Source organism: Pseudomonas abietaniphila (assembly GCF_900100795.1).
Taxonomy (GTDB): domain Bacteria; phylum Pseudomonadota; class Gammaproteobacteria; order Pseudomonadales; family Pseudomonadaceae; genus Aquipseudomonas; species Aquipseudomonas abietaniphila.
The window spans coordinates 57,173-73,945 of the sequence record NZ_FNCO01000021.1; the positions used below are offsets into that span (position 1 = coordinate 57,173).

The 16,773-nt window shown below is 52.6% G+C and carries 21 protein-coding genes; 5 read left to right on the forward strand and 16 right to left on the reverse strand.

Annotation, left to right across the window (positions count from 1 at the left end; genetic code table 11):
* Positions 1-5: 5 nt before the first annotated feature.
* On the reverse strand, positions 6-1,100 hold the full coding sequence (locus BLS87_RS29080; protein WP_074758354.1) for a competence protein CoiA family protein: 1,095 nt from the start codon (positions 1,098-1,100) through the stop codon (positions 6-8).
* 399 nt (positions 1,101-1,499) lie between these two features.
* On the opposite strand from BLS87_RS29080, the gene BLS87_RS29085 reads away from it, so the two are divergent.
* Complete coding sequence (locus BLS87_RS29085; protein ID WP_074758201.1) at positions 1,500-3,842, forward strand: autotransporter domain-containing protein; 2,343 nt, start codon at positions 1,500-1,502, stop codon at positions 3,840-3,842.
* Between the two features lie 100 nt (positions 3,843-3,942).
* On the opposite strand, the gene BLS87_RS29090 is transcribed toward BLS87_RS29085, so the two are convergent.
* Both BLS87_RS29090 and BLS87_RS29095 read right to left on the reverse strand, forming a co-directional pair.
* Positions 3,943-4,596, reverse strand: coding sequence for a hypothetical protein (locus tag BLS87_RS29090; protein WP_074758203.1), 654 nt, complete (start codon positions 4,594-4,596; stop codon positions 3,943-3,945).
* Positions 4,589-4,858: a hypothetical protein gene (locus BLS87_RS29095; protein WP_074758205.1), complete on the reverse strand. Its 270-nt coding sequence runs from the start codon at positions 4,856-4,858 to the stop codon at positions 4,589-4,591. The genes BLS87_RS29090 and BLS87_RS29095 overlap by 8 nt, the downstream gene beginning before the upstream one ends.
* Before the next feature lie 175 nt (positions 4,859-5,033).
* Between BLS87_RS29095 and BLS87_RS29100 the strand changes: the two genes are divergently transcribed.
* The 4 genes from BLS87_RS29100 (at position 5,034) to BLS87_RS29115 (ending at position 8,134) form a co-directional block, all read left to right on the forward strand.
* Positions 5,034-5,564, forward strand: coding sequence for a site-2 protease family protein (locus BLS87_RS29100; RefSeq protein WP_074758207.1), 531 nt, complete (start codon positions 5,034-5,036; stop codon positions 5,562-5,564).
* Positions 5,565-5,625: 61 nt separating this feature from the next.
* The gene (locus BLS87_RS29105; RefSeq protein WP_074758209.1) at positions 5,626-6,054 is read left to right on the forward strand and encodes a hypothetical protein; all 429 of its coding nucleotides are present in this window, start codon (positions 5,626-5,628) and stop codon (positions 6,052-6,054) included.
* A 127-nt stretch (positions 6,055-6,181) separates the two neighbouring features.
* Entirely contained in the window at positions 6,182-6,985 is an 804-nt protein-coding gene (locus tag BLS87_RS29110; RefSeq protein WP_143024503.1) for a hypothetical protein, read from the forward strand.
* A 159-nt stretch (positions 6,986-7,144) separates the two neighbouring features.
* Positions 7,145-8,134 carry a hypothetical protein gene (locus BLS87_RS29115; RefSeq protein ID WP_074758213.1) on the forward strand — a complete coding sequence of 330 codons (990 nt, stop codon included), beginning with the start codon at positions 7,145-7,147 and terminating at the stop codon, positions 8,132-8,134.
* Positions 8,135-8,180: 46 nt separating this feature from the next.
* Here BLS87_RS29115 and BLS87_RS29120 read toward each other — a convergent pair whose 3' ends face one another.
* From BLS87_RS29120 to BLS87_RS29190, 13 genes are all read right to left on the reverse strand, one after another.
* The gene (locus tag BLS87_RS29120; RefSeq protein WP_074758215.1) at positions 8,181-8,543 is read right to left on the reverse strand and encodes a hypothetical protein; all 363 of its coding nucleotides are present in this window, start codon (positions 8,541-8,543) and stop codon (positions 8,181-8,183) included.
* The gene (locus BLS87_RS35400) at positions 8,536-9,267 is read right to left on the reverse strand and encodes a helix-turn-helix domain-containing protein (protein WP_083370784.1); all 732 of its coding nucleotides are present in this window, start codon (positions 9,265-9,267) and stop codon (positions 8,536-8,538) included. The genes BLS87_RS29120 and BLS87_RS35400 overlap by 8 nt, the downstream gene beginning before the upstream one ends.
* Entirely contained in the window at positions 9,203-10,030 is an 828-nt protein-coding gene (locus BLS87_RS29130) for a hypothetical protein (RefSeq protein ID WP_143024504.1), read from the reverse strand. Before BLS87_RS29130 ends, BLS87_RS35400 begins: the two co-directional genes overlap by 65 nt.
* Before the next feature lie 135 nt (positions 10,031-10,165).
* Entirely contained in the window at positions 10,166-10,570 is a 405-nt protein-coding gene (locus BLS87_RS29135; RefSeq protein WP_074758219.1) for a hypothetical protein, read from the reverse strand.
* An 805-nt stretch (positions 10,571-11,375) separates the two neighbouring features.
* On the reverse strand, positions 11,376-12,035 hold the full coding sequence (locus BLS87_RS29145; RefSeq protein WP_143024505.1) for a hypothetical protein: 660 nt from the start codon (positions 12,033-12,035) through the stop codon (positions 11,376-11,378).
* A complete protein-coding gene (locus BLS87_RS29150) occupies positions 11,998-12,243 on the reverse strand; it encodes a hypothetical protein (RefSeq protein ID WP_074758225.1) in 246 nt (81 codons plus the stop codon). Before BLS87_RS29150 ends, BLS87_RS29145 begins: the two co-directional genes overlap by 38 nt.
* Positions 12,244-12,465: 222 nt before the next feature.
* Complete coding sequence (locus tag BLS87_RS29155; RefSeq protein ID WP_074758227.1) at positions 12,466-13,002, reverse strand: hypothetical protein; 537 nt, start codon at positions 13,000-13,002, stop codon at positions 12,466-12,468.
* Positions 13,003-13,119: 117 nt separating this feature from the next.
* Positions 13,120-14,058 carry a signal peptidase I gene (gene lepB / locus BLS87_RS29160; RefSeq protein WP_074758229.1) on the reverse strand — a complete coding sequence of 313 codons (939 nt, stop codon included), beginning with the start codon at positions 14,056-14,058 and terminating at the stop codon, positions 13,120-13,122.
* Complete coding sequence (locus tag BLS87_RS29165; RefSeq protein ID WP_074758231.1) at positions 14,055-14,315, reverse strand: hypothetical protein; 261 nt, start codon at positions 14,313-14,315, stop codon at positions 14,055-14,057. The genes lepB and BLS87_RS29165 overlap by 4 nt, the downstream gene beginning before the upstream one ends.
* Before the next feature lie 2 nt (positions 14,316-14,317).
* Positions 14,318-15,058 (reverse strand): hypothetical protein, encoded by a 741-nt coding sequence (locus tag BLS87_RS29170; RefSeq protein WP_083370785.1) that lies wholly within the window; start codon positions 15,056-15,058, stop codon positions 14,318-14,320.
* Positions 15,059-15,067: 9 nt separating this feature from the next.
* Complete coding sequence (locus BLS87_RS29175) at positions 15,068-15,310, reverse strand: hypothetical protein (RefSeq protein ID WP_074758233.1); 243 nt, start codon at positions 15,308-15,310, stop codon at positions 15,068-15,070.
* 142 nt (positions 15,311-15,452) lie between these two features.
* A complete protein-coding gene (locus tag BLS87_RS29180) occupies positions 15,453-15,701 on the reverse strand; it encodes a hypothetical protein (protein ID WP_074758235.1) in 249 nt (82 codons plus the stop codon).
* A gap of 325 nt (positions 15,702-16,026) precedes the next feature.
* Positions 16,027-16,500, reverse strand: coding sequence for a hypothetical protein (locus tag BLS87_RS29190; protein ID WP_074758238.1), 474 nt, complete (start codon positions 16,498-16,500; stop codon positions 16,027-16,029).
* Between the last annotated feature and the right edge of the window lie 273 nt (positions 16,501-16,773).

A 16,773-nucleotide genomic window follows, 5' to 3' on the forward strand; every position in this document is an offset into this window, starting at 1 on the left:
GCCAGTCACGACTGTGAAATTGCCGACCTGAGCGGGTAGATGAATTCATCCTTCCATCTACGCTCACACATTGGAGACTCAACCCAGCCATCCTTTCTGCTCATTCTCCAGCTCGGTGTGATGCTAAGAACCGAACGCGCATCGACGGTGGTGGCGACTGGGACTGGGCACCTCAATAGGGCTACCCCTTTCGGCAAGCCTCGCGTCAGCGGTTCAGGCGTGCTGGCGCAAGCCGGGCAGCTATAGCTTCGCTCCCACACCCGAATGCCAGATTTTGAGTTTCCAAATCGCCCATAGCGATGCCAGACCTCGGATGGCTGCCCAAATCCCACGCCATATTTGTCGGCGCTAGCTTTCACAGAAGACATGCCCAAATCGAAATATTTTTCCACGGCTCTTATTCTGGCTGTAGGTAGAAGCCCTTTTCCGACCTTGCTTGTCCTAAAGCAACTGATGAACATTGGAGCTGTTTCACCAGAGATTCTGTTGAGAAGCAAAACGGAGCCGAACGGATAAAGCCATCTATCCCCACATGCACAGTTCACAAGTAGCGCAACTGGTCTGGCTGGCGTTTGCTGGTAGCTCAACAAGTCATCGTAGAACGCTTGCCCACGACACACAGCACTGGCTATATCGGCTGCATCCTGGGGGGTTTCTGCGACGAAGATGGGGTTTCTCCGTGCTAGATCCTCGGAGAGACGGCCCGTCAGGCCGATACTGCCGAATATCCAAAGAGTAGGAACACCGGAGTGATTGCGCTGCTCAGTACGCTCGTATGTCCGCTGCGCTGACTGAGGCGAAATCTGCACTTCTATTGCTAGGCGCGGAGCAAAGGCAGAGTCGCCAACCAGAATGTCAGCTCGCCAATCGTCTACACCATCTTCAAGCTCGGCGCGAATGCCTAGATCGACCAGCGCTTTGTAGATGGCTACCTTCATGGCGATATGTTCTGGGCTTTCAGTGCTGGTATAGCCCTCTGGGCTCTCTCCAGGGAAGTGGGAAAAGTATCTGGTGATGCCGCCATCCCATCTGAGGGTTTTGGCCTGTGCAGGAAGTTTCGTATCCGGCATGAGCACCTGCCGACCTTTGGACAGCTTCACGACTTCCTTCCAGTCTTCATCGCTAAGCAACGAGGCCACAGTGCGGCGGCCGTTCACTAAGCCCACGCAAGCCAAGTCAACCTCCATGTCCCAATGACGCAGTTGAAATTCAGAGCGCCTAGATTTGATCCTTCGCTACCTGAACCTGCTGTCAGGAACGAAGCGAAGCAAGCAGCACTGGAGGATACTAACTTGGTAACGCACCATTTACGACAGCCCAGCCTGCGACAGTTTTTATTTAGTTGCGACAGTTTTTATTTCGTAGGACCAACGCAAAACAGGACGCAAATCACAGAAAAAGTAACACGTAGCTATAATCCTGTTGATTTCATAATGATTCTATCTGTATTCTTGGCTCATGTTAACGAAATCGCCCACATGAGATCAGGACGCTAATTCATGCAAGACAACAAAATCCCTTTCACACCTCGTCTTTCGCTGCTGGTTGCCGCCATCGCGATCGGTCTGCATGCGGGCGCCGCTAATGCCGCTTACGCCGGTGTTGACGTGTATGCACCTACCCTCGGATCGACCATCAACGGTTACAACTCTCACCTGGGTGGCTCCGGTGACGGCGGTACTCTGGTTGGTTCTCAGTCCAACAGCTCCACCGGTGAAACCCGAGCGTTTTCGTGGACACTGATCGGCGGTAAGCAGTACCTGCCCAGCCTCGGCACCATCGCATCAGCTCAGGCAGCATCTGAAGACGCCAGTGCGATTGTTGGCAGCTCCGTCGACAGCGTCACGAACAAAGAAACGGCTGTTCGCTGGGATTCGACCGGCATTCATTCGCTGAGTCAGCTGAACGACGGTGCATCGTCCGTAGCCCGAGGCGTATCCCAAGACGGCAGTGTGATCGCCGGCTTTGCCGAGGATGGCATCACCGGATCGCAAACAGCAGTAACCTGGAACGCCGCCGGAGACATCACCAACCTCGGTTATCTGAACGATGGCGCATACAGCTTTGCACTGGGCGTTTCCGCCGATGGCAAAGTCGTGGTCGGCTACGCCCAAAACGGTGCTGCTGCGGACGACGTCGCAACCCGTTGGGTCAATGGCGGTACAGCTGAAAGCCTGGGCATCCTGACCGGGGGCGGTTTTTCTCGGGCCACGGCCGTCAGCGCCGACGGTACCTACGTCGCAGGCTGGGGGGACTCGTCTGTAGCAACACCAGAAGCATTCATCTGGTCTGAACAATCCGGTATGAAAGGCTTGGGCCTGCTTGCGGACGGTACGCTGTCCGAAGCCGAAGGCATCTCGGCAAACGGTGCCGTCGTCGTCGGCGTTGCGGATACAGCGGGCAGTGTCCTGACTGGTTTCCGCTGGACGTCTGAAACCGGTATGCAGTCCCTGATTCAGTGGTTGCAGGACAATGATCCAACTTACACCCTGCTCTCCGGAAACACCTTGAACTCCGCAACCGCCGTGTCTTCGGACGGCAATACGGTTTTCGGTATGGGCACACTCAACGGTCGCGATCAGCCGTTTGTCGCTCGGTCGTATGGCGCTGTCTCGGTCCCAGTGGTAACCACTCCGCCGGTTGTAACCCCGCCTGTGGTGACTCCTCCGGTGGTGACCCCACCTGTAGTGACCCCTCCAGTGGTAACGCCACCGGTTGTAACTCCACCGGTTGTAACGCCGCCAGTAGTGACCGATCCATCGACGCCGTCGACGGGTGGTACGCCAACGACCGGTGGCGCAGGTGACACTTCCGGAAACACGCCAGTAACTGGCGGCGCAGGTGATACTTCGGGAACCGCGCCAGTAACTGGCGGCGGTACAGACCAAATCACCACCCCAACCCCTCCGACCGGTGTTATTGGTCTGATGGACCTGGGTGACTCGCTGCACAACGCGAGCCTTTACGCTGAGGCGATGCAGAATCAGCTGCAAGGTTTCGTGCAGGACCAGTTGACCTGCACGGCCTTCGATGCCAGAGGCATCTGCGTGAGCATGAGCGCACAAGTGACCCACAACTCGGGCACTGTACAGGGTGACAACACATACGGTGGTCTGACAGTCGCGTACCGCCTGACACCAGATCTGATCGCAGGTATCGGCTATCAAGGTCCAAGCACTTCGCTCAAAATCAATGACGACCGTGTCAAAGGTGATACCAACACGATCGGTGCGTTTGTCGAGTACGGGAACCGACTGAAGAAAGGTGTATTTGCCCGTGGTGCGGTAGCAGTTTCCGAAGGCGATGCAACGATCAAGCGTTCATACCTGACCGGTGCTGGTGCATTGGAATCCAAAGGCAAAGCCGACGTCAGTCAACGTGCAGTTTCGGGCCAGGCAGGTTACGTGTTCATTCTGAACGACAACGTCGCTGTGCTGCCTTACCTGGGACTGGATTACCTGAACACCAAACTGGACAGCTACACCGAGACCAGCGGTCCATTCCCTGCCCACTTCGACAGCCGTACCGAGAAAAACATCTACGGCACCGCCGGCGTCAGCACCAGCGTAAACCTGGGTAACAAAGCAATCGTGTCGGCGAACATCAAGCACGTTGAACGCCTGAACAACCAGCACGATGATCTGACAGGCGAGGTCATGGGGGTTTCGAATTTTGACCTCAAGCAAGGCACCACTGAACGCTGGAACGAAGTGGGCGTAGGCATGCAAATGGCCGGTCCCTTCAAAGCTTCGCGTGTCGGTGTCTCTTACGGTCACCGCTTCGGCAGCGACAAAGCTGTAGCAAGCGACGTGGCAACTTTCTCGATCTCTGTGGGCTTCTAACGGCTGCTATGTCGGTAAACGAAACCCCGCTTCGGCGGGGTTTTGTTTACCCAAAAAAAAGGCCACCTTCGAAGGTGGCCTGGATGAAGCGTTGTGTCATTCAGTCATGGTTGGCTGACAGGTCTACCCACCATGATTTGAATGCTTCAACCAGCTTGGATTTACATTCGGGAAAATTGAATGACTTGTTCAAGTGGTCGATCGTATGCTCTGGCTCTCCGTCACGGGAGCAGTGATAGAGTTTAAATGTCGAACCGGTGTCGAGCTGAAAACAACACAGGCCGCCATTTGCTGTTTTGTAATAGATACGGCAGTTGCCTGAGTCTACAGAATGAAAGGTAAGATCTGTTTTTTCGCTTTGTGGAGCTTGGACCACGTCAGTCTTTGTTAACAATTGATCCAGATTGGCCAGGATCACCTCGCGAAGTGCCGAAAGGTTTATCGGAGACTCCTTGTCATCCGGAAACATCTCTTTTCCGAACAATCTGACTAAATCAGAACCTAGTCGATCTTTAACTAGACAGCATTCCATGGAGTCATTAGCACGCTCATTTATCCAGCCCCACCTTTCTTCCTCGGATCCGAATGTGCTAGCCAAATCGTCATCCACCATTTCCTGGGCCACTTTAATGATTGCGTCCCAAGAACCTAGCGCTTCAGTGCATCGACTGAACGATCCACCGTCTGGCCAACGAAGGCACACATACCAAAGGTCATTGGGAATGAGACTAGGGGTACTTCTTGAGTCATCCATTTTCTAATCCTTTTTGGAACGTATATTTCATGTCTTGCTGAAGTGCTTTTTGCCCTGCGTTGAATGCGGCCATCAATTCAGGCACATCAATGAAAAGGTCTGACGGAACATCGGATACACCCCACCCATAGGCCCAGGCTGCATCCTCTGCTTCTTTGAATTTGATTTCAGCCAGTGCATCTGCACCAGGTCTACGAGTGAGGAGCATTGCAACAGCCCATTGGGTGCGAGCAAATGCAGCAATTTGAAAACACGTTTGCATAGGGGGTCACCGAAGTCGTTTCATATCCTTCGGAGATGTCCATCAGACATCTATATGACGTAGAGACTATTTGTACTGTGCAGTGCACCTAGAAAGGTAAAGATGGCATATTGCTCTTGTGGGAACTTGAGCTTTGCTAAAGAATTGAGGCATCACGATCTTGGAACTCACATCTATGTTGCAGACCATCGGAATGTTCGTTGCAGCCTTCTTCGTAATCTGGCTTTTTCTGGTGTTTTTGCTTCTGATTCATGAGGCAGGGCATCTGATCCCGATGCAACGGATGGGCATAAAGCCCGAGAAATTGATTCTCGGCGGGTTCAAGCTTTTCTCATTCAGAAAGTCCGGGATAATTCATGAGATCGGGCTTATCCCGTTGTGGGCATATGTCGTCAGCTCCGACTATGAGAAGGCACCGTCCAGTCAGCGCGCAATCATCGCTGCCGGCGGCCCCTTGATCTCATTGGTGACGGGGCTGCTCTTTTTTGGAATCTATTTTCTATCGCCAAACTGGCCAACTCTGGTTGCCGCTAAAGGCTCCATCTTGTTGGCAGCGACCAACATCATCCCGCTTCCACCCCTTGATGGGTGGACAGTCGTCGAGCATTTTTTGATTCGCCGGGGGTTCCACGTCGACGAGAACAATAGAAAGATCCTATTAGGAATCGGCCTAACCACGATAGTTCTGATCACTCTTGTGCTTTGATCTGTTACAAATGCATGAAAACCATCTCCTGGAGCAAGTTCAAACAGCCCAGGAGATCGACATGACTCAACCCGTCCCTAACCCCCTCGCTACTGCATCCCCAACCGCACCAGCAATCCGTCCGGGTTTCTTCGAAGAAGCCTTCAGCGGCTACGACGTGCCTCCTAAAATTCGAGTCTTTGCAGAAGCGTTCTGTACTCGTTTCAAAATCAATGGCATCTGCGATCCGGCCTACTGTGCAAACACAGCTGCTCTGAAACTCAAGGTTGGTGACGGCTGCGGTGGCTTTGATTCCGACCAGGTTCCACTGGAATCTGAAATCCCCAAGATTGGTGATCATTTGTTGTTTGCCTATCACACATGCATCAATCAAACCGAACCCGCCACCACAGCGGAGGTAATCAACGACATGGTCCGCGGCGCTTTGAATGGCCTGTCCGTCCAACAACTGGTACCGGCTAGCCCGGCACCGGCTCAGCTGCCCAACTGATACATCCAAACCGCCCTACTTTTAGGGCGGTTTTTTTATACCCGGATTCCTAGAATTGCCTCGACAATACTAGCGACGTATGTGTATGTGTGGTGTATCATTTCGCGATTAAAAGAGAGGGGTCGTCATGCTCACACTTAAACGAAATGACTCAAGCAACTCATCACTTCATTCGGTAGAGGCCAGTCCTGTCGAGTGGTTCCCACATGTCACCGTAGATCTATCGTGTTGGCATGGCGGACAGAAGCTCAAAGATCTTGAGCAATTCGAGTGGCATGGAGATGTTGTCATGGGTCCAGCTCTGGAACAGGCTCGTCGGGCATGTGACCAGTTCCGGGTCGACAACTCATCATCGTTGGAAGTCTGGGCTTTCCGCTCTGACTGGGAAGTAGCAAAGACCAGGAGCTCGGAAGATCAGCACTGGGCTCACGTCGACAATGAGTGCAACCTGGTCAGTAAAGTGCTCTTGAGCCACCATCCAGTCTGGTCATCCCGGCATGGTGCGCTGTCTGCTCCAATCCAATGGCCGCAGTTCGACGCCAAATTTCTCAAATTTATGTCCGTCAAATCTAATCTTGAGTCAGATACTGCATGGACCGATTATCTCACGGCGGCCATTGACTCTCCTCCAGACAGATTGGCTCACCGGGGTGTTGCATTAGTTGACGGGCGGATTCGCGACCTGTCCGTCACATATCGCGGGGTGAATGACCGCAGTCCAGATTGCCACCTGATCATGGTAACCGGAACGATCCGAATTGCGATGTCGCCCTACGTCGAAGCTTTGGACGATCTGGAACTCGAATCCGCAGTGAATCAATCCCTCAGCGTGAAGATCGAGCTGGACCAGCGCCGAATCGAACTGGATACGGTTGACAAGACATTACGGATGGCGGCCTGGGAGCTCCAGAAATCGAAAAATTCCATTTAAATACATAACACGTACGCGTACGTTTTGTTATGATCGCCGCGCTCCCTTCAATTTCACACATCTTTGAAGGGCGCGGAGGCTATCCAAGGTCATCAGTTACGTGAACCTGTGGATCATCCCCCAGAGCAAGTTCAACGTTTTGACCTCAGGAGAGTTCCCATGGAAGCATCTGATAGCAGTCTCGGCAGCACTGAAAAACAACTGGATCTCGACTTTCGTTTGAACATAGTCAAGGGTTCCATCAAGGCCGCTATGAAGCAGGGTGGCTTGAACGGGAAAAGCTTCACGGCCGGAGATTTATGGAACGTCGATCCACGTGTAATTAAGGTGATCCCTGGCTACAACATTCGTGAGCGTAACTCCAAATACTTTGCCGCAGTGGAGAAATATAAGCGGAGCATGATGGACGTTGGGTTCAAAAAAGATTCAGCCCTGTCCGTCATTGTTGTGGCCGAGGAAGACGGATCCCAGTCGATCTACTTGAAACGCGGTCATCAACGACTTGAAGCTGTGATCGGCGCAATCGATGAAGGTGCGCCTATCTCAACTGTTCCATGCATCATCGACTCCGACAATATCAGCGAAGAGGATATGACGACGGATCTGGTGACCAGCAATAACGGAACACCACTCGATCCTTATCCGCTTGCAGTTGCATGCAAACGCATGACCCGGTTCTACCCTGAGAACCATTCGGCGATTGCAAAGAAATTGGGCCTCTGGCCTAACCAGGTCAGCGATTACCTCTTGCTTATCAACGGTCCAATCGAGATCTGCAACTACGTTCGCCAGGAAGTGGTGACATTCACGCTTGCGATTGAGTTGATGAAGGAGCACGGTGCCAAAGCGCTGGAAGTAATCGAGAAGGGGCTCGCTCGATCTGCTATTGCGGGAGGGAGCGCGAATAAATTGATGCCTCGCTTCGTGCCAGGCAAGTTCGTTAAGAAAGCGGTAACCAAAGCTGCACCGGCAATGCGGACAGCGATTCTTGGTATTCGCGAGGACAAAGGCTTTGAACACCTCTCTCCCGCAAATCAGCAGGCGCTGGAAGAAATCCTGAACGCATTCAAGGAAGCGGAAGCTGTTGAAGAGAAACTGAACGCAGAAAATCCCGAGCCGGAGCTCAACCTAGAAACTGTTGAGGTCTGAACCACGCAACACACCAAGCCCCTCGATGAGGGGCTTTTTTTTTCGCCTATTGAAACTTGGAAAGAAGCCTACGCCACCATGACACGCTACCCGCACTCATGAGCACGCCAGCAGCCGTCTGCCATTCAAGATGCACGGAGCCCGCTGAACCAGTGGAGGAAAGGCAGAACTGGGTAAATGCCTGACAGGATTGGCACGCTGCCAAACCCGCGATGGAATAACGGTCGCCGCTGACTTCTCTGATTTCACCCCGCAGGCATTCACCTTCAAGATGGGCCGAGCATCCGCCACACTCGATCGACAGATGCTGAAGCCGGGTACCATCAAGGAACAGTATTGGAAGTTTGTTGGCCAACGGTGTGAACCGCTTCCAATCCTCGATCGCCAAGGCTGTCGCAGCTTCATTCATTGATTGGTCCACCTACAACGTGTACACATCTGTTCCATCCTTGGCAGATCGCCCAGAGGTAGACAAGGACCCATCCGGGCGCAAGACGCTGTCCTCTCTCCCAGAAGCCAACAGCAGCGTACGAACACCCCAAAACAGCGGCCAGCTCCTTCTGTGACCACTTTAATACCTCGGTCCTGATGCGGTGAATATCCCGCCAGCCACACTGCCCGGTTGTTGGGATCACTGTCCTTGCTATCACTGCGGTGAGAATAGCGCGTGCGGGCTCGGGCAATTGATCACTACGCTCCCACTTAGCGATGAGGCCAGCTGAGACGCCTAGCAAGTCAGCCAAAGCCTTTTGGGTTAATCCAGCCCCCTGACGTTCGAGAGCGAGCGTTCCTTTGCATGGTGCTCCCAGGACAATCTCATGCTGCTTCACCATATCGTCGCGGTAGCATTTAGCTGCTGTTCGCGCCCTCGATCGGCCGTTGTACGCCAGGTCCCGAAAATGGCGATCAGCAACATACGTCCCCTGCTTCATGAGTCTCACCCGCCAACCAGCGTCGGACGGTTTCGCAGGTCGATTGTCACGTGTAATTCCCTGCATGTCAGGATCGGCCAGACGACGAGGTCTACCTGCGTGTGGATCTATTTCCGAGCTAGTCATGTCGGTGTTCTCAAGGCTCATGAGCGACTTGTGGCTCGCCTCTAAACATTTCACCGGCACCAACTGAACCGTCATCCCCCGGAAAAAGCATCGCACCGCCCAGGAGCACCGAGCTCAGTACCTGAGCGGGCGAATCGATTGCCGATGAGGCATCCGCGTTTGCAGCCTTCGGCCGAGGTTTATCTGGCATTTTGATGACGGCAGGCAACTCAGGGTCTATCAAGTCACTGACCAGCGGATCAACCGGTCGAGGCTGAGGTGCTGGTTTAGGGAGAGGATTCTCACGAGCAGGCATCAGGAACGGTGGATCCTCCTCCTCTTGCTCGAAGGTCACGACTTTACTCATCGCCAGATCGAGGCGATCAAAGAACTCATCAGACTGTCCCATCAACTTGCGAAATTGCAGGTCAGTCAGCATCTGCCCGCGTCGAAGCTTCGCTGTTCCCCGAATTGTGTCAGTCGTTATCGCGTAAAGCACCTGGCGCATATCGGCGCGGGTGTCAGCGCTCATGTACTGGCACTTGAGTGAAAGGGTTTGTTCTGCCCTGCCCACACGCAGCGCAAGTTTTTCCAAAGCGCGGAGCTGATTCAACACACGTTGTTTGTTGGCGTGCGTGGAACTCCGCCAGTAGTTGTACCAGCAACCAAAGCCCGCAGCAGCAAGGATGATGATGCCTCCAGTCAAACAAAGCGTGACGCTATTCGGAGACTCGTCGGCTACGAGGCTCTGGCTGATAGACGTTTGAGTAGTCAGGAGGGTCAGGACCCCACCCGCAAATGACAGCTTGAAATGTGGCCTTTGTGGCATATGCACGCTCCGACGATAACCATCAATCATATGTCGATACTTAACGCGTAACGATACGCCGCACAAGCCTAATGTTCCAGCCTTAGAATTACGAATCGAGCTAAAATCGAGCTTCCATTCCTCAGAAAAGAAAGCTATTGCTCACAATTTCGTCCCCTTCTCGATCTATTCCTGATCCAGCTTGAATGACTGGGCCCCTGCAACGATATCCCCCTTCAGATTGCTCAGGATCGTTTCGCTGGCCACCGCCACCCCGTGGCCGCGTATTCCCCCGGTCATGACCCAGTATTCTTTTCCGGTCACCGCTTCAATTACCTTTTTGTGCAACTGGACGCTATAGCTATACAGCCGCTCACCAGGGCGGAAGTCCGAGGTTTCCATCACTGCGAACAGTTTGTAGCCAGCGCCAAGCTGCGCGACTTGAGGAGGTATGTTTAAAGCAATAACTTCCCTGACCTGGGCTTGGGGAATTTCGCTCGCGTTCGAAGACAGCGAAAGCTCCACTGCAAAGGCACTTGTGGATGCGAAACAGGTAAGTGCGATCGCTGCACATAGAATTTGTCTGAACATGATGTGATCCGGGTGCTGATATGGCGGGATTGATTTCACAACGGAATGAAAAGCTGTCACCAGGTAGCGTCAGATATTTCAGAGAAACACGCTGGCGTTCGTGGTGGCAGCCTTGGGACTTGATTCAACCGTCGAATGAAGAGTCGGAATAAGCTCATGCGCTAATAACGCATCTGACGAAGCTCTCGCCTCTCTGATAGGTGAGGGGTCGACCTGAAGCCAATAACAGTAGGCGGAGTCTGAACTCGCGTGAACGCTCAATGAGCGGGGCCGGATCAGGTGCTCGACCTCGCTGATGACCCACGCCGAGCCATACAAGAATTCACGGCCATCGATCCAAAACTGAGCGCTTGTGATCTTGAAGAGCATTGTCAGCACAGCGAGTGAGGCTCGTGCATAGGGGTCGGGACTATCGGCCAACTGAGCCATCACAGGCCCGAGCGACCGTACGTTCGCAAGTCTGATTGTTTTTGCCCAAGCCACTGCTCGATCCCGGCCAACCAGGTCAGGCAACGGCATCTTATAAAAGCGTTTGGATGGATTTTGCATTGCGAGATTGATACGGGACCGGCAATCACCGCAGAGCGTGCTGCTAGCATATACGCGATCGCTCAACCGCCCTGCCCGGCCTCGACTCGAAAAACAGACCTCATCCACGTGGCCACAAAGTCGCTTGCTTGGGGCATTGATATGAGTCGCCATGAAAACCTCTCTGAGCTAAATCCGTACAAGATCGGCAGCGTTCTAGCCGATTCATAACACGTATACTTAATACAAAGAGATGTTATGTCAACCCTTTATGAGTTCACAGCGACGGAAGCAATGTCAGGATGAGCCTACCCAGCTCCTGAGCGGAGAATGTGTTGGATATCGCCACTTTGGTCCGGAAAGGGATAGGCAGATGGCCTGATCGAACCGCAACAAAATCATGGACTCCCAGGCCAACGCGACGCGCAAGGGAGTTTTGGTCGAGGCCGGACAGTTCCACCAATCCATCAAAAAAACACTGAACGACGTGTCCTGGTTCACCGGCATCGAGCCGATCAAAGAAACTGTAGATCAGGGTTTCTCGAACGGTCTGCCATTGCAGGTTCACGTCCTCTACGGCTTCTCTTATCGTAGAAGGCAGCGCAGCGAGTAACGTTTCCAACGTCACCTCTACGCCCATTGCACCTATAGTGCGAATCCTTGCTGGCGGGGGCATCGGCCGGACCTGCATCCGGCACTGCCGGATCATTGAAAGGCTAATACCGATCTGCTCGCTGAGCTTGGTATCGGTCCACCCCATTTCATTCCTGAACTGATCCATCAGCTGTGCCCAGTCTTCGCTTGTGAGACCGGACTCAGCGGTAGTCAAAAAATGCTGCCTGGATGTGCGTATCGCGTGTGCCTTTTCCGGCAATGGCAGATCTGCGACACCAAACATTTTAGTTGGTACCGTCAGCTTCAGCTGAAATCTGCTCATCAGATTTCGCCGGCACAGCAATGAAGGTCTCAAGAATTTTGAAGACCGCACCTCCGACCACCAGCAGGAAGATGCCCATATAGATTCGATCTGGCGTGATAACGAACTGACCAGCCCGGTAGGCCATCAATGCGATCAGGCAGGTAACGGTAAAAACAAGGCCAGAGATGACCTTGGCAATCAGGATACGTGTCAAACGACTGTCCATGCGAAGCCTCCAGAGATACATATCGAGTAACGACAAGCAATAATACTGTAGATGGCTCCTGCAAATCCAATGGGATTATTCACAGGGTGTGCAGAGGGATCACCGGCGCCGGGTATCAAGCACACTCATCTGGCCCAAGCGAGAGGCCAAAACGTGCCGACCTGAACCCATATCACGGGCACAAAAAAACCCGAGCATTTCTGCCCGGGTTCTGTCTTGCGTTTAGTAGGCGATGGATGCGATTCGATCTTTGACCGATGCACCAATGAGGAAGCTCTCCGAGATGTCGCTGGTTCGCGCCGGCGTTATTTTCTGTACCAAAACGGTGCCTAGAATTCCCCCGTCAGCGACGACATGCCACATACCGTCGACCTGTTTGACCTGGGCCGCTGTGAAATCCTCGCCCATGCCATTAGCGAGCTCTGCATTAGCAGATTCGCAAAGCACTGAGGCAGTGATTTCGGCCAACTGCTTAGCTGATTCTGCATCGAAACGGATGCCGGCGATGCTACTCACTACACCCTGGTAGCCAACTCCGTCCTCCAAGGTCAAGACAACATGTGGAATGAGCATCGCCTCCTCCACGCTCATCAAGCCGCAGAGGACCTGGCTTCGATTCATTTCGGATACGGCTAAAAGCGCCTCACTTCGGACGGTACCTGCTTTGAAGTTTCCAACAGCGTTCACCAAGCGCCCTGAGGCATCCACCGGTGCGTTTATCACATCTGCGTACTGCATAGCGCTTTCATGAAAGTTCATGAGTGTTCTCCTGAATGATGGGTGCAAGGCCTTGCGTAGCCTTACCTTCAAGAGATGAACAACAAGAACGAGTAAAACGTTGCCCTTTCATTTCTGTTCCTCCCTGAGCCAGCATTATCAATATAGCTTGGTGACGGCCGATCTCCAGTTAGCTATATGAAGTGAATAAACAGCCCTTCCGATGATCAGGTGACTGGGGACAAAGCCCCAATATCGGCTGTCGAGGCTGTTCGCTCGATTATCACCAAGGACAAAATAGGCGTCAGGTGGGACCACACAACTGATTCCCTGGTCATCGCGGGAACAGCCATTGATGGGGGGGAAATCTGACCCTCGTCCAATCTCCTTATTGACTGCGTCTTTCAGCGAATGAAAATAGATTTGACCTATGGAATCTGATTGTTCGTCAGCTTCCGTAGTAAGACCTGTTTCTTCATCAACATAGGAGTACGTATTGAAATACGTAGGTGATTGTTCTTGGCCGTTCACAATAAGCCGACCATTTCTGTACGCAATGCGATCTCCCGGAATGCCGATGACACGCTTGATATAAGGTTTCGTATGATCAAGTGGAAATCTAAAAACCAGCACCTCACCCCTGGCCGGAGTTCGTCCATCGCTTACAGCGGCGTCAACAAAAGGAACGTGAATGCCATAGGTGAACTTGTCAACGATGACAACGTTTCCGACCGCAAGAGTGGGCCGCATCGATGAGGACGGAACAACAAATGGTTCGACGACAAGGGCTCGAATCAACAGAAGGGCAAAAGCAAAAGGCATCAGCTCGACAGCAAATGCGATGACACCGCTGGTCAGTCGTGGCTTTCGGGCTGCTGTGCGCCATCGCTCCATACACCAAACCGGGAATCCCAACAGAGTACTGCACAGCAAGATGCTGGTCGTATCCAGAAACGTGCAAGCGAGGAAATAGGGGCCAAGGACACCCATGCTGCACCCGACTGAATAAATCCAGTGTGAGCCATTGGTGGCGTATCGTTCGCGACATAGAAGCGGTGCCGCGAGCGTAAATCCGAGACCCATGACGAACAGGCTCATAAAATCTTCCCGGTTTTACGGGCAATTGCATACAGGATAAGGCGAATGACGAATATAACTGAAAATGCGCCGCCTATTATCCACGCTACGACCCGTATGCAGAGCGCGATCACACCTAATGTGTCTGTCCAGAAGAAGGTTGCGATGAAACCAACCAAAGTGCCGAAGCACAAGACAAACAAAGCAATGACCCAACCATTCAAGAAAACCTTGAAATTGTATTTGAATCCATCATTAGGGTTTTGTCCGGCAAGCATATTCACTCCGACTTATTAACTATCCATCCATTTCTATTTCGCCCGCCCACGAACCCGGGAAGGTTTTTAATGAGCAGATCAGAATCATGTGAAGCAGAAACACATCCAAATTCATAACTGTAAAAACAAGATAGCTTCTCTACATCATCCTGGAACGTATTCCAAAACGTTACGTACTCTTTTGAGCCGATTTCTGGTTCAGCGTGCTGGTATTGAAGCGGGAACGGTTTAAGCGCCATCAAGGCAAATCTAAAATTATCTGAAAGCTCAATCAAAACACGCTCAACCAATAGCTTACTAAGCCCTGCCGATCTGAAGCCATTCCGGACCTCAAGGCGTTTAACAATAAATATGCTGCCAATTTCCAGAGTAGATGAGAGGTCATAAGCTGCGGTACGTCCCAGCTCAATGATTGTCTGTTGTACCGTCTCGCTTATTAAGTCACAGGCTTCGTGCAAGCCTAAGTCAGATCCAGTCCCCTCAGAAAGGATTACCGCCTCCAGGATCGCAATGGGGAGTGCTTCAGCATCCGCCAGCAACCACGCGGTAGCTGCCTTGCCCACGCAGATTGCAGCCCCGTTAAACAAATCAGAAGAAACGCTGTGCTTCAGGACAAGACCGTCACCCAGGTCTACGGACGCTACCTTTCCTTGCAGAAGGGGTATACCGCTGAAGAATCCGTGGGCAGAGAAGCTATGCCAACCGGTTTTCTGATGTGTGGGATTTGCGATACGCCTGGTCATTGAAGGCACTCAACGGATATCAGGACCTGAGTCCTCCTGGACGCCAGTTAACCCGGGGCCGGCATCCAGTACCTTCGTAACCTGGACAAACGCTACAGCCAACACCAGAAGGGCGCAGCAGACGGCTGCAAACGTGTAGCTAATGTTGCCGAGTTTCGTCCAGACGATCAGGAAGCACAGCAACGCCAGAGCTGATGGAATCTGACCGATCAAGAACAACGTGCGAAGTGCCCAGAATTTAATTTTCGACATGTAAATACTCCTGCTGATAAGTAACGCGTACACATACTATCCTAGTATCTCAGGTTTGGCCATCATCGTGAGATCACATCTTTGGCAAAAAAAAGCCTCCAGTCGCTTTCGAGGTGGAGGCTTTGAGGAGCAGCAGGAGAAGCTAAAGCGGAGAAAAAATCGAGTAGATGCTCACCGCCAATGCGCACGCGCAAAGCACGGAGGTAAGCCAGATGAGAATGGTCACATCACGCATTGAGCGATCAGCGAATGCTGTCAATGCTTGCAGCTGGGCCTGGCCGGTAACGCTTTTCACAGTGAAAAGTGCTTTCCGGCGCTTGATCGCGATAGACAGGATGACAGCCAGTACGACGATCGCGATTCGAAGAATCATGTCAGGGGAAATAGTCATATAAAGCATCCGTGGTTAAGGTGAGCTAAACGATACATAACACGTACGTGTAAGGCAAACAAAAATTACTCAGGGTCTATGTTCATTTTTGATGACAGCCCTTGTGTGTCCATCTGTTTCATTGCCGAAAGAAAGGGATCATCAGGCGTCGTGTCAACGCCCTCGCAATCTGAATGCCCTTGACCCGGCTTTATCAGGCAATAGCGCCCTGCATGCTGGGACTGTGGCACCTTAATAGCTGCCCTGTTAGTCGACTTATGCGCGAGTAACCCGGCTCCTATTACCAAGCCAGAGGACGCAACGAGGATGACCAGCCAACGCACCCTCATGCCTCCTGATCAACGCCGACGCCGGTGGCCAGGTCAATCATGGTGACAGCCAGCCCAGGACTTGCGAGCCCCTTGGCTGCCAGGCCTTTGATTTGCCCCGAAAGATATTGCGCGAAGAATCTGTGGGATGCATGTATCCCCTTCTCTTCCCCTCCGTGTTCGGCAACCATAACGCGATGCTCGATCGCTGCATTCAATGCAGATTCGATCGCTCCCACCAGCGCCGCAGTGGGCTCATCTTCACTGTGCGTTATCCGCTTGGACTCCAGCCCGGCTACGATTTCGTTGGATAGGAAAAGGCTGGAGAACCCACTGGCATATGAGCCGTCATAGACAACAATGCCTTCGTCGTGCACAGACAAGACAGTGAAAAATCTGCCCAGCTGGTGGGATGGCTGACCGGCGACCTCTAGTAAAGGGGGCGCAACAATTTCGTAGCCTCCTCCCACCTCAAAAAGTGATTTATTCAAGCCGATGCTCCAATGTAGCTGTGAAAGGTAAGAGACCTATAATACATAACACGTAGTCGTAATACAGGCAATTTTCTCGACCTTGTCCATCGGCCGAACCATGAGCTCCTACATCGCCATGATGTTCCGATCTGGCTTTGCCCGGACAAAGCGTCGGCGAGCGGCTGGGTAGCCAATGCGATGTCTTCCATGATTCGAGGCCAGCCGCGTGGCCGGTTGCAAAGCTCAGAACAAAAAACCCACCATCAAAAGATGGTGGGTCGGGTGTTGCGT